Genomic DNA, 13,056 nt, shown 5'->3' on the forward strand with positions numbered 1-13,056 from the left:
GGAGCTTTTTTATTCAAGGAGTTTAAATGAAGAATAAACTAATAAACACATTAAGAAGATTTTTACCCTTTTTAGGTGTTATTGTCGCACTTGCCATCCACTTGCTTATTGAAGACAGCGACGAACACCCAGAAGCTGAAGAAGCTTACTACACCTGGATTTTGTATTTCTTTTTGGCCACTACATTCATCCTCGGCATTGTCTCCACCTTTGTCAAAAAATTGAAGAAAGGCCTAGAATATTCCGGTGCGTTTTGGGGAGGCGTCGGAATCGTCGTCGCTATCATTGACATTGTCATCGGAAAGCTCGCCCTCTTCCCCGTCTTGTTTTTCCCGAAATACGACAACATTCTCGCCCAGTTTTTCGAAGGCTACGAAATCATCCTCAAGTGCATTTGGCACTCGACAAAACTTTTAGTCACAGGATTCCTCTACGGTGCCGGATTCGGCTTTATCACAGGTGTTCTCCTTGGATTCAACAAAAAGTTCAATTATTGGATCAACCCTTACATCAAGCTGATAGGCCCAATTCCCGCAACAATCTGGATTCCGATTTCGTTGACAATTTTCCCGACAACTTTTGGCGCAAGCGTTTTTATCATTGCACTTTCCGTCTGGTTCTCGGTTGCGCTTATGACGAGCTCTGCAATACAGGCTGTCCCCAAAGCCTATTTTGAAGTTTCACGCACGCTCGGCGCAAGCAGCGCTTTCCAGATTTTCCGAGTCGGCATCCCGGCCGCCATGCCCTCCATTTTCCTTGGCGTATTCTACGGCATCATCAGTGCATTCTTGGCGCTCATGACCGCAGAAATGTTCGGCGTCAAATACGGTATCGGCTGGTACATCTCCTGGCAAAAGGCCATGCTCGTCTATAGCGGTGTTTACGCAGGAATCATCGTCATTGCAGTTTACTGCATGCTCATACTCACCTTGCTCTTTAAATTGCGCGATAAAATCTTGAATTGGCAAAAGGGAACTTTGAAATGGTAGCAGAAAATATCGAAAACGTAAAAGGCGCAATCCACATTGATAATCTTGTAAAGACATTTATCAGTAACGAAGGCGAAACCGTCGCCGCCTTGAATGGAGTCAATCTCGACATTCCCGCAGGCAGTTTCGTGAGCCTTATCGGTCCATCCGGCTGCGGAAAGACAACGCTCTTGAGACAAATCGCAGGACTTGCCGAACCCACCTCGGGCGGCGTATTTGTCGATGGCAAAAAAATTACGAAGCCCGGTGCCGATCGCGGTTTTGCATTCCAGCAAGCAACACTTTTCCCATGGCTCAACATCCGCGACAACATTTCGCTTGGGCTCAGGGCCCGCCACGTGTACAAGGAACACAAGCAAGACGTTGACGAATTCATCGAAACAGTCGGGCTCAAGGGATTCGAAAAATCATACCCGCACGAACTTTCCGGCGGCATGAATCAGCGAGCAAGCCTTGCAAGAGCGCTAGTCGGCCACCCGGATATTCTCCTTTTGGACGAGCCCCTTGGTGCACTGGACGCTTTCACGCGCATGGCGATGCAAGACGAAATCCACCGCCTTTGGGAAAAGTACAAGACCACGATGGTGATGGTCACGCACGATGTCGACGAAGCGCTTTACCTCAGCAACTACGTTGTCGTGATGAAGGCCCGCCCCTCAAAAATCGAGCAGGTCATCAAAATCGAACTCCCGTTCCCGCGCGCACGAACACAGGACACGTTCATCCAATACCGCAAAAAGATTCTCGAACTGCTAAACTTTGCAGGAAAGATTCAGGAACCGGAATACTACTTGTAGCTATAGTCAAAATCTATAAAAGGTGCTAGAAATATAATATTGGACAAAAATATCAATTCCTTCTATATTATGTGCCGGCGTGAAAAGCCTACAACTGCAAAATTTTGCAAGGGAGACTCGCCATGTCAGAAATTAAAGAACGAAATTTAGACTTTGATACCGTTATTGAGCGTCGCCATACCAACTCTATCAAATACGATTTTGCTATTGAACGCCGTGTTGTAAAGCCAGGTGAAGATCCATACAGTCTTCTCCCGCTTTGGGTTGCCGACATGGATTTCAAGACATCTTCGTTTATTCAAGATGAGTTGACCCGCGTTGCCGAATATGGAATCTTCGGGTACAGCGAACCCAAAGAAGACTACTACGAAGCTGTCAAAAATTTCTACCGCCGCCGACACCACTATGATATAGAAGACCGCAAATCGATTATCAAGATTCCCGGTGTGATGTTCGCGCTTGGCATGGCAATAAAAGCATTCACAAACGTTGGCGATGGAGTACTTATCCAGCAGCCGGTCTATATGCACTTTGTTGACGTCATCGAAGACAACGAACGCAAAGTTGTCAGTAACGACCTCGTTTATGGCGAAGACGGTCGCTATCACATTGACTTTGAAGATTTCGAAAAGAAAATCGTCGAAAACAATATCAAGCTCTTTTTGCTTTGCAGCCCGCACAATCCCGTTTGCCGCGTCTGGACTCGCGAAGAACTTACACGCCTCGGAGAGATTTGCCTCAAGCATAATGTAATCGTCGTGAGCGATGAAATCCACAGCGATTTCGTCTTTGAAGGTACGCACACCATATTCGCCTCCATAAGCGAAGAACTGGCCAACAAATCCATCATCGTCACGGCGCCAACAAAAACATTCAACTTGGCAGGCATCCAAATCGCACACGCCTTCATAAAGAATCCATCAATCCGTCGCGCGTTCCGCAAGCAAATCTTTGCCACCGGTTATAGCCAAGTCAGCATCCAGGGAATCGTCTCGACGCAAGCCGCCTACAGCAAAGGTGAAGTCTGGCTCGATGCCCTCCTCAAGTACATCAAAGGCAACATTGAATTTACAGACAAATTTATTAAAGAAAATCTGAAAGGCGTCAAGCTTGTGCCAATGGAAGCGACTTACCTCGCATGGATAGACTTCAACGGGACAGGACTTTCGCCAGACGAAATCCAAGATCGCGTCCGCAACAAGGCGCGACTGTGGCTCAACAACGGGATCTTTTTCGGGAACAACGGAGAAGGATTCCAGCGGCTTAACCTTGCTTGTCCACGAAGTATCCTGGTCGAGGCACTCGATAGACTAAAAGTTGCGTTCAATACATAGGCTACGCACATCGAGAAGCTCCCAGGAAGCCTAGAATCCACCTGGGGGTTTCTTCTTTTTTTAATATTCCTACAATACGTATAGGATTCTTCTATTAAATTTCTTATATTTACCACGTAACTATAAAGGGATATAAACAGAACATGACACTACAACAATTACGTTACGCCATCGGGATTGCAAAAGCAGGCTCCTTCAACAAGGCCGCCGAATCCTTGTTCATATCCCAACCATCTCTCACGACAGCCATCCGCGAGCTCGAAGATGAAATCGGCATCACCGTTTTCAACCGCACAAGCCGAGGCATCACGCTCACGCCCGAAGGCGAAGAATTCATCGCCCGCGCGAACGAGCTCTACAACCATTACGAGTCCGTTCTCGAACGCTACAGCAAGGAAGAACAGAAGAAGAAGCGTTTCGCCGTTTCGACACAGCACTATTCCTTCGCCGTCAAGTCCTTCGTGAACATGGCCAAAAAGTTCAACATTGATGATTACGAATTCGCCATCCGCGAAACAAAGACCAAAGAAGTCATCGATGACGTGACGAGCCTCCGCAGTGAAATCGGCATCATCTACTTGAGCGATTTCAACCGCAAGTACATCACGTATTTGCTCAAGGAACACGATCTCGTTTTCCAAAAGCTGATTGATTGCAAGGCTTACGCCTACATGTGGAAAAACAATCCACTCGCCAACAAGCCTTACGTGAACCTTGAAGACCTTTCGGATTACCCGTGCCTTTCTTTTGAACAGGGCGAAAGCGGTAACTATTACTTCGCCGAAGAAATCTTGAGTACAAACGAGTACCACAAAACCATTAAGGCAAACGACCGCGCCACAATGCTCAACTTGATGGTGGGTCTCAACGGTTACACGCTTTGCTCCGGCATCATTAGCGAAGAAATCAACGGTTCCGATTACGTTGCCGTGCCGTTCAAGGACGCGAAAGGCGAAGACGACCGCTCTATGGAAATCGGCTACATCACCAAGAAGAATTTTATGCTCAGCACCATCTGCCGCATCTACATCCGCGAGATGGAAGAATATCTCAAGGCATACACCGCCGAGCACAATCCAAACGCCTAATCAAGCGAACAAACTCATTGCATCACGCCCATCATCGATGGGCGTTTTTTGTTATAGCAAAAACCTATAAAACACGCTAAAAATAAAGTATTGGACAAACTCATATTTGCCTTCTATATTTGGCATCGAACAAAAACAAAAAGTCATCTAGGAGGCCATTATGAAACAAGGTATTTTATTCGGCGCAACAGCAATTGCATTTGGCGTTCTCGTTTCGCTGCTTTCATTTGTTCTGCTTCCATTTTGCTCGGGTCATGGAGACATGATCATGCGCTGCCAAAAGACCTCTAGTGTTGACGGAATTATCGGCATTGTCATCGCGATTTTTGGTATCGCCTATATCGCGATCCCGAAAGCACAAAAAGCATTATCGGCAGCAGTGATTGCAGGCGGTGTTTTCTCAGCCCTTGTACCCGCCGTGATTGTAGGCGTTTGCGCAGCACCCCACATGCATTGTCATTCCATATCTTCCCCGGTTTTGCAAATCACAGGAATCGTCATTGCGCTCGTTGGAATCGCTAACAGCATTTACTTATTGAATCGCAGTATAACGCGACAGGAGACTTTAAATGAATCAAATCATACTTAGAATTATTTATACAAACTTTTGGCGTCATCCGTTCCGAAGCATTGGACTTGTCATCTTAACCGCAGTCGCTTCGGCAACACTTTTATCAAGCGCTCTTTTTTCAGAAAGCCTTGACGCAGGCCTAGAGCAGCTCTCATCGCGCATGGGTGCAGACTTGCTCATCGTCCCATACGGCAGCGAAGCAAAAGACCAACCAGTTCTCTTGCAAGGAGAATTAAGCCATCGCACGCTCCCCCGAGAAATTCTCGAATTCACCCGAAAAACTCCAGGAATCAAAATTGCCACATCGCAATTTTATTTTTCCACGCTCGGATCTAGCTGCTGCGATAAAAAAGTCAACATCATCGGTTTCGATTCCAAGACTGATTTTACCATCAAGCCGTGGATTCGCAAAACATACAAAAAAGACTTTCCCATTGGTTCTGTAATCGCGGGTAGCGACATTCAAGTCGATGAATCCGGGAAAATCAAGTTCTTCGATCAGGAATTTACTGTCGTAGCACACCTAGAACGCATGGGTAATAAGCTTGACCAAGCCATTTTTGCCGATGTCGGGACCATCGAAATCTTGCAGAAAGCAGCGAAAGAAAAAGGTATCAACTTCATTTCCGAAGGCGAACCTTCCGCGATTCTTGCGAATCTCGAAAAAGGCGCAGACTTTGAAAAAATATCGCAGACGCTTCACGAGAAATTCGACAACATCCACGTGATTCCGCGCAAGGATTTATTCGATAACGTCATCGCTACGGCAGGTTCTTTCAAGATTATCGTATGGGTTATCGCCGTATTTTTCTTGATTGTCTCCATCGCCGCCGTTTCAATAGCCTTCTCAATTTCTGCAAACGAGCGCAAGCGCGAATTTGCAACACTCCGCGTCATCGGTTTCACGCAAAAGAGATTGGAACACATCGTTCTTGGCGAATCATTGCTCGCAACAATCATCGGCACTGTCGTAGGCGCGTTTATCAGCGTATTTGCAACGCTCTCGTTCCGCGTGTTCATTATCGACAGTTTATCCGTACCGTTCTTGCTTCCGAGCACACTAACCATTTTTGCGATTATCATCGTTGCAATATTCATTCCCACAATCACAGGCACAGGAGCCGCCTATCGAATAGCTAAACAAGTTGGCCGTCTAGATGTTTACTCGGCTTTAAAGGAGGAAACTTAATGATACTCAATGGTAACAACATTACAAAAGAATATACCCGACGCGGTGAAAAGTTCCCTGCCGTCAACAACGCCGATTTCTTCGCCTGGTCAGGCGATTACACGGTCATCTTCGGAGAATCCGGAAGTGGCAAGAGCACGCTTTTGAACGCCCTCGCAGGCATCAGTGCACCAACATCTGGCAGCATAGCCATTGATGGGCAACCGCTTTACACCTTGAATGACGAAGACCGTTCAAAGTTACGCAACGAGCGCATCGGCTACATTCCGCAAAATGCCGCCTGCTTACCAGCATTCACCGTGACCGAGAACATCGAACTTGCCGCAAGCCTTTACAAGCATCGCATTGACAAAGAGCAAATCCAGAGTCTCCTCAAAAAACTCGGCATCGCTCATTTGGCAAACGAATACCCCGCCAACTTATCGGGTGGAGAATTGCGCCGAGTCGCCATCGCACGAGCTCTTGTCAACAATCCCGATTTGATTATCGCCGATGAACCGACAAGCAATCTCGACGAAGACAACAGCCGCAAGGTTTTCAGCCTTTTCGGAAGGCTTGCAAAATCAGGAGTCGCGGTCATTGTCGCCACACACGATCGAACGGCATTTGGCTACAGCAACCGCACGTACCACATGAAATCGGGAACACTCATCCCCGACATCGGAGAATACGGCAACCTGTAACGATCGCCGCCTTTTCGGGCTCATTTAGGAGTGTGCAAGCACACTCCACCATTGCAAAATCACTTCGTGATTTTGCCAAACGCGCGGCTCGGTTATAGCCAAGCGAGCTTGGCAGCAACACTCGCCTTATGCGTTTGTCTCCTTTCCGGCTCATTTAGGAGCGTGCAAGCACGCTCCACCATTCGCCTTTGGTGCGTTCGACGGAGACTTTGAAACCGGCTTCTTCAAACCACTTGAGGATGTAATCCTTTTCGACTTCGAGCTGACCGCTGATGATGAGTTCGCCGCCTTCCGCGAGCAAATCTTCGATGTCATCGCGGAGCGGCCAAAGCTCGCTGCGAATCATGTTGCAGAGAATCACGTCGAACTTCGTTCCGTCCTTGAACGCATCCAGGAATCCGAGCACGCAGTCGCTTTCGCCAAAGCCATTGCGTTCAAAGTTTTCCGCAATGCAAGGAATCGTGAGCGGGTCGATTTCCGTACCCACAGCAAGGCTTGCGCCCTTACGACGAGCAAACATCGCCAAAATGCCCGTACCCGTACCGATGTCGAGAACCGTCTTGCCCTTGAAATCAACGTTTTCCATAAGCGCAGCACAGCTACTCGTCGTCTCGTGCTCGCCCGTTCCAAATGCAGTCTTTGCCTCAAGCTCCAAGACAACCGCTTCAGGATCTTCCGGCGTGAATTCCACCCAAGGTGGACGTACCCAAAGGTGCTCGCTCACAGCCACCGGCTGTGCGCGGTCACGCCACCACTTGTCCCAATCCTTTGCAGGCTCTTCGGTGACCTTGAAATTGTACTGCGGAAATTCCGCCACGATGCGGTCGCGTTCCGCCTTGTCGCCCGTGTAAAAACAGAACTCCGTGCGGCCAGCGGTCACCGGGTCGAGTTCTTCGAGCGTCGCAACACCCGCTTCAAAAAGCAGGTAGCTTGCAATTTCATATTCTTCATCGGGGCAGTTGCCCTCAGCCTTGTACCAAGTATCAATTTTCTGCATAGTTTAAATTTATCAAATTCAACGGAGCATTGAAACGCGCACGCCAAATAACGCCGGAAAAAGAAATATATTTGAGAAAAGACCATGCTTTACATCCACCAATTCCCAGACTGGACGCGATTCCGCTTCGATTCTCCCAAGGTGCTCCAAGCGCTTGGGCAGACGCGCCTTGAAGAAGGCAAGCTCATCGGAATCATGCAGATCTGCGGATTGAAGGACATTGAAGCCAAGCTCCTCGCCGAAGACATCGTTGCCAACTACGCCATCGACGGCTACACGCTTGACCCCACGAACACGCTAGCCGAAGTGGAACTCAAAAGCAAGGGCTCGCAAAACTTTATCAAAAACTACCTCGGCGCCATCCAGAACGCCTCACAGCCCCTCACCGAAGAACGCCTATTCAACTGGCATTCTGCGATGGGTCAGAACAAAGTCTTAAAGTTCCGCGAAGTCCCGAGCGAAGTGCAAACGACCATCGACGCGACCGCCCCCGATTCCGCTCCCAAGACGCTCCATTTTGTAGGCCCGAATCCGGAACGCCTCCAAAGCGAAATGGAAAACTTTTTATCGTGGTTCGAGAGCGCAAATATAGATGGGGTGATTAAAGCCGCAATTGCACATTTCTGGTTCATCACAATCCGACCATTCGCCGACGCAAACGGCAGACTCGCCCGCGCCATCACAGCCATGCAACTCGCCCGCACCGAGAACACGACTCATTGCCAATACGCGCTGAACAAACAAATTAACATTCACAAAGGCGAATACTTCAAAATTCTCGCCCGCACGCAAGCCGCCAGCGGTGACCTCACCGAATGGATTTTGTGGTTCCTGCAAATGATGCGAGACGCCGTCAAAGATAGCGAACAACTTTTCACCTCTGAAATCAGCCGCATCCAGTTCCGCAGCGCCCACGCAAACGACACGTTCAGCGCCCGCGAACAGCAGCTCATCGACGAAATCATGGCAGGCCGCCTCACGCAACCCTTCACCGCCAAAGAAGCGGCCGCACTATTCAACGCAAGCCACGACACAGCCCTCCGCGAAATCCAAAGCCTCATGGACAAAGGAATCCTAGAGACCAATAAAAAAGGCGGCCGCAGCATGCGATACAGACTGAAGATTGCTAGCGGATCCGAGAATTGATAGACGAATTTTATCCTATCACTCAACCGCTGTCATCCTTCAAAATGTTTAAAGAATGTTCGAAGGTTTCGGACAATTCGCGCTTCTATTCAACAAGATGATTTTCCTTATTCATTACGCCTCCATATAGTCGTACTTTGCAACGCCGTTCTAGCGGTCAATTGATGTTAGAGACATTCTTGAAAAAACGAAAAATAGGTTAAAACAAGAACGCACATTTGTGTAATCTACCCCTCCCGTTTTTTCAGCTTCAATTTGTTTATAACCTTAGATACCTCCAACACCACATCCGTGTACTTGGACTTTGCCGTACCAAAGCATAAGTCTTTATCTACATCAATGAATCTTATACAATTTCCTCCAGGGTATCGCAAAGAATATGACACACCCTTATATGTACTGCATATCTCTTTAAAGAATTCTACAATCTTACGAGATTCATCTTTTTCTTTTTGCAATGGCGTTAATATTCGCTCTATTTTATCGTACAATTTTTGTTCTTCTTCAGTAAAGCAGCTTTCACCATCAGCGTATTGTCCCCAGTAATACATCATTTCAACTTCTTTTTCCGTAAATGTATAGTTCATTTTTTCCCTCGTTTTTATGATTAAGAATACAGTTTGTGGTCACATCCCAAAACTAAATCCACGGCTATGCCACGTCAAGAGCTTGAACTTTTACTCATTTTTAGAGTGATTTATTCGACTATTTCCCAGTATCCGGTTTTATCGCTACCAATACGTTTTAAAACACCTAATTTCTGTAGCCTCGATGTATTATCAGCAATTGTAGCACGATGCAATCCCAACAATTCAGAAAGCTCCGTGAGCGTAATCCTTGGATTATCGGCAATTTTCGCCAAAATATCCCTTTGGTTTTTTGACATTTTTACAGTCGGATTTACAGTCGCCTTTACAGTCGGGTTTACAGTCGGCTGTCCTTCATTCAATTCAAACGGAGTCACGTTAATCCTGTTGAATGGAATCGTCACCACAATAAAATTTTTCTCAATCTTTATGGAATCACGACCATACGCCTCGACAATCTTCGGCACACCACGTCCCGATCGTTCGCTTAACCGCAGCTGCAAGAAAATTGAAGCTAGGATTTCATTGACAGGGATGCTCACGCCCTTGTAAAAACCCTCCAAATCCTGCTCAAGACCAAGACCGCCATGCGAAAGAATCTCAATGCGGTCCGTAAAAACACTAATCATGGGCGCGTTCATTCCCAGCCACTTATTATGAATAAACGCGTTCAAGATTGCTTCGTGAAAAGCCTCATAATCAAAAAGAGGAACATCCTTCCGCTCGGAAATACGTCCCCGTTCATCCGCCTGGATGATATTGATTGCATCGCCGTATTCCAAAATTTTATCCATCGCATACAGAATACAGGAATTTCCGTATTCCTTGACCGAGAAAAGCGTATCAGCCTTGCTCTTGCCACTAAAAACAGAAACACGAATCGGGATGTCGTTTGCATCCGAAAGCAGCAATGCCATAATGTTGTAGCGCCCATCAGCAGTCAAGAGCCTGAGCGACTTCTTGAAAGTTTCCTTTCGAAGAGCAACACCCTTCGCCCCATAATACATAAACAGTTTTTCAAAAGTCAGTTCCTGCGCATAATCAGGAGCCGCCATGCTGACAATCGTCGGAATGCCGTTAGACAAAATGTTCAAAAGACGAATTTCCCATTCAGGAAACTTCGAAAGTTTTTCCTTGCTTGAACCGATTCGGATAAAAGCTTGTGACAGGAACTTCGTTGGGACGGATTTCGCTGCAGGGACAGACAACAGAACAAGACGTTTGCCGTCAATCTGAACATTTTCAACATCAAAAGCAACGCTCGGCTTTAAATTTCTCGCGAGATAATGCTTGTAAGGCTCATGATTAACGTCCTTGTCAAAATTTACAGTCGTGCCAATGATTTCGTGCGTTGAGTTATGAATTCCCCACACGACATAGCCAAATTCCCGGCCACACAATGCCGCCCCATTCGAAATCGCCGAAATATACTCGCCAACCTCGTCTTTTGAAAACCAACTTTCCTTAAAGTCCAACCACTCGTATTCATGCGGAAGGGCTATCAAGCTCTTTATAAGGTTCTCTGATTTTGTCATGAGTTTTTGCCTCCATTAGCCGCTTTTGCGGCTGGTTGATGTTAGAGGCGTCCCCTAATTCTGAATCTCAGAATAAAAAAAAGACGCGATTCTCCATTTGACAGAGAATCACGTGCTGCATTAATGTACCTAATATCTAAAATGCTGGCAAGAGGGGTAGGAAAATTTTACAAAGCCTCTTACTTCTGCAAATTCAAACTTGCATTAGCAGCTCCGTACAAACTAATGCTGTAATCCTTGATGAGGTACACCGGGATCTTGTTCAAGAGCGGGCGGATGTTCGGATTGTAGTTCTTTTCGAACCAGGTCATGAACAAGTTATCGCGTTCCAGCCAGCGGAGGTCCTTCTGCACCGTTCCACCTGCGAGGTAGAAACCGCCGAGCGGGAGGAACAACGTGCAAGCGTCGCTAGCAAAGCGAGCAAGCATCTTCACGAACATGCGCATCATTTCGGCAGCCACCGGATCGGTATCGCTTGCGCGGCTGATGTACTTCGGGCGGTCGTGCCAATCGGTTTCTTCAATCTTCTTGAAGGCATCGTTCTGCGGAACGCCCTTCGTGTCGCGCCACCATTCATAGAGGTGAGCAAGACCCATGCCAGAGACGAGCGGTTCAACGCCCGGCACGGTGCCGATGCGCTTTTCCATGTAGTCGCGGAAGTCCTGGGTTTCTTTGTCGAACGGAGCAAACGTAGAATGGCCACCTTCGGAGCAAGCCGGGATGTACTTCTGACCGTCAAATGCGAGGAAGCCAACGCCCATGCCCGTACCCGGACCAATCACAGCCTTCGTTGCAGCCTGCGGCTTCGGTTCGCTACCGTCAGTGTGCTTAAACTTGAGAATCTGCTTCGGGTCATCGACGTCGAGGGTCGGGATGCCATAGCTAATGGCCATAAAGTCGTTAATCACGAGGGTCGGAATGCCGGTTGCATTCGTGATGGCATCGCCGTCAACGCACCACGGGAGGTTCGTCATAACGCACTTGTTGTTTGCCACCGGACCTGCAGCGCTGATGCAAATGTGAGACGGCTTCAAATCCGCGCGGTTTTCGATTGCAGCCTTGAGCGTTTCGCGGATCGGGGTGTCAAGTCCTTCAATGCACTGGCTCGGGCAAACAGTTTCAAGAATGAGCGTAAACTTGCCATCCTTGTAGCCCACAAGACCAAGGTTCGTATTCGTACCACCGATATCACCCGCCAAAACGAGACGGTCAAACTTAGCATCGGGATTAAGCCATTTAATTTCCATAATTTAAAACTCCATGTTTTCATAGTGAATATAACAAAAACAACTGTTTCAATTCCCTTAAAAAATATACATTAAGCCCATAGGGACCTATTTATATTGAGTGGGTCATAATTCACTTTTAACAAGCAGAGACCATGCGCGCTATTCTTGCACTCTTTTATTACATCGTCGTTTTCACCATCATGATTGTTGCGGGTATCCCCTACACCCTCTATTGCGGTATCCGCGGACACTGGGAAGACTGCACCAAGATTTGCTCATTCTCCTTCCAGAAAATCATTTTCAAGCTTTTCGGCATCAAGGTCTCCGTCAAGGGCGCCGAAAACATCCCGCAGGGCATCAACTACGTCATCGTCGCAAACCACCAGAGCTTTTTGGACATCAACGTCGTCTGGCACTCCATCACGAGAGCTTCGTTCATGGCTAAGGCAAGCCTCTGGAAGGCTCCCGTGTTCGGCTGGGTTTTGAACCGCTCCGGCAACATTCCTATCCACAAGAATCCGCGCATGAACGCAGGCCTCGGCAAGATTCTCAAGAAGCGCCTCGAAAGCAATTACAATATCGTCGTATTCCCCGAAGGCCACCGCACCGAAGACGGCCACATGCTTAAGTTCCAAAATGGAATTTTCCGTTTGGCAAAAGAACAGCATTTTGCGATTTTACCAGTTACATTTATTAATACCGGAAAGATTCTCCCGAAGGTCAAGTGGGCAGTCTATTCCGGCACCGTCGAGATGGTCGTTCACCCGCTGATCCGTTATGAAGATTACGCCGACAAGCCGATGGCCGATCTCCGCGACGAAACCCACGATTTAACTGAATCCGCTATGCCGTACAAGCAGGCGGAACTTGCCGCAGCAAAAGAAGCGGCAACTGAAAACAAGGAGGCTTAA

At 47.7% G+C, this 13,056-nt stretch carries 13 protein-coding genes; 9 read left to right on the top strand and 4 right to left on the bottom strand.

What is annotated here, in order from left to right; genetic code table 11:
- Positions 1–26 precede the first annotated feature (26 nt).
- The 7 genes from FSU_RS07370 to FSU_RS07400 all read left to right on the top strand — a co-directional run bounded on the left by FSU_RS07370 (position 27) and on the right by FSU_RS07400 (position 6,651).
- Positions 27–989, top strand: coding sequence for an ABC transporter permease (locus FSU_RS07370; protein ID WP_014545831.1), 963 nt, complete (start codon positions 27–29; stop codon positions 987–989).
- The gene (locus tag FSU_RS07375) at positions 983–1,786 is read left to right on the top strand and encodes an ABC transporter ATP-binding protein (protein ID WP_014545832.1); all 804 of its coding nucleotides are present in this window, start codon (positions 983–985) and stop codon (positions 1,784–1,786) included. Before FSU_RS07370 ends, FSU_RS07375 begins: the two co-directional genes overlap by 7 nt.
- 122 nt (positions 1,787–1,908) lie before the next feature.
- Positions 1,909–3,120, top strand: coding sequence for a MalY/PatB family protein (locus tag FSU_RS07380; protein WP_014545833.1), 1,212 nt, complete (start codon positions 1,909–1,911; stop codon positions 3,118–3,120).
- A gap of 143 nt (positions 3,121–3,263) precedes the next feature.
- Positions 3,264–4,208 carry a LysR family transcriptional regulator gene (locus FSU_RS07385; RefSeq protein ID WP_014545834.1) on the top strand — a complete coding sequence of 315 codons (945 nt, stop codon included), beginning with the start codon at positions 3,264–3,266 and terminating at the stop codon, positions 4,206–4,208.
- A gap of 160 nt (positions 4,209–4,368) precedes the next feature.
- Positions 4,369–4,797, top strand: coding sequence for a DUF4418 family protein (locus FSU_RS07390; RefSeq protein ID WP_014545835.1), 429 nt, complete (start codon positions 4,369–4,371; stop codon positions 4,795–4,797).
- Positions 4,778–5,968, top strand: a complete 1,191-nt coding sequence (locus FSU_RS07395; RefSeq protein WP_014545836.1) for an ABC transporter permease — start codon at positions 4,778–4,780, stop codon at positions 5,966–5,968. The genes FSU_RS07390 and FSU_RS07395 overlap by 20 nt, the downstream gene beginning before the upstream one ends.
- Positions 5,968–6,651, top strand: a complete 684-nt coding sequence (locus FSU_RS07400; protein ID WP_015731914.1) for an ABC transporter ATP-binding protein — start codon at positions 5,968–5,970, stop codon at positions 6,649–6,651. Before FSU_RS07395 ends, FSU_RS07400 begins: the two co-directional genes overlap by 1 nt.
- A gap of 154 nt (positions 6,652–6,805) precedes the next feature.
- Here FSU_RS07400 and FSU_RS07405 read toward each other — a convergent pair whose 3' ends face one another.
- Positions 6,806–7,648, bottom strand: a complete 843-nt coding sequence (locus FSU_RS07405) for a 50S ribosomal protein L11 methyltransferase (protein WP_014545837.1) — start codon at positions 7,646–7,648, stop codon at positions 6,806–6,808.
- An 84-nt stretch (positions 7,649–7,732) separates the two neighbouring features.
- Here FSU_RS07405 and FSU_RS07410 point away from each other — a divergent pair, with 84 nt between their 5' ends.
- Positions 7,733–8,794 carry a Fic family protein gene (locus FSU_RS07410; protein WP_014545838.1) on the top strand — a complete coding sequence of 354 codons (1,062 nt, stop codon included), beginning with the start codon at positions 7,733–7,735 and terminating at the stop codon, positions 8,792–8,794.
- Positions 8,795–9,021: 227 nt separating this feature from the next.
- Here the strand turns inward: FSU_RS07410 and FSU_RS07415 are convergent, their stop codons facing one another.
- The 3 genes from FSU_RS07415 to FSU_RS07425 form a co-directional block, all read right to left on the bottom strand.
- Positions 9,022–9,381: a hypothetical protein gene (locus FSU_RS07415; protein ID WP_014545839.1), complete on the bottom strand. Its 360-nt coding sequence runs from the start codon at positions 9,379–9,381 to the stop codon at positions 9,022–9,024.
- Positions 9,382–9,491: 110 nt separating this feature from the next.
- A complete protein-coding gene (locus FSU_RS07420) occupies positions 9,492–10,916 on the bottom strand; it encodes an RNA-binding domain-containing protein (protein ID WP_014545840.1) in 1,425 nt (474 codons plus the stop codon).
- A gap of 179 nt (positions 10,917–11,095) precedes the next feature.
- Entirely contained in the window at positions 11,096–12,163 is a 1,068-nt protein-coding gene (locus FSU_RS07425) for a glucokinase (protein WP_015731915.1), read from the bottom strand.
- Between the two features lie 134 nt (positions 12,164–12,297).
- Between FSU_RS07425 and FSU_RS07430 the strand changes: the two genes are divergently transcribed.
- The gene (locus tag FSU_RS07430; protein ID WP_014545841.1) at positions 12,298–13,056 is read left to right on the top strand and encodes a 1-acyl-sn-glycerol-3-phosphate acyltransferase; all 759 of its coding nucleotides are present in this window, start codon (positions 12,298–12,300) and stop codon (positions 13,054–13,056) included.

This window comes from Fibrobacter succinogenes subsp. succinogenes S85, from assembly GCF_000146505.1.
Classification (GTDB): Bacteria; Fibrobacterota; Fibrobacteria; order Fibrobacterales; family Fibrobacteraceae; genus Fibrobacter; species Fibrobacter succinogenes.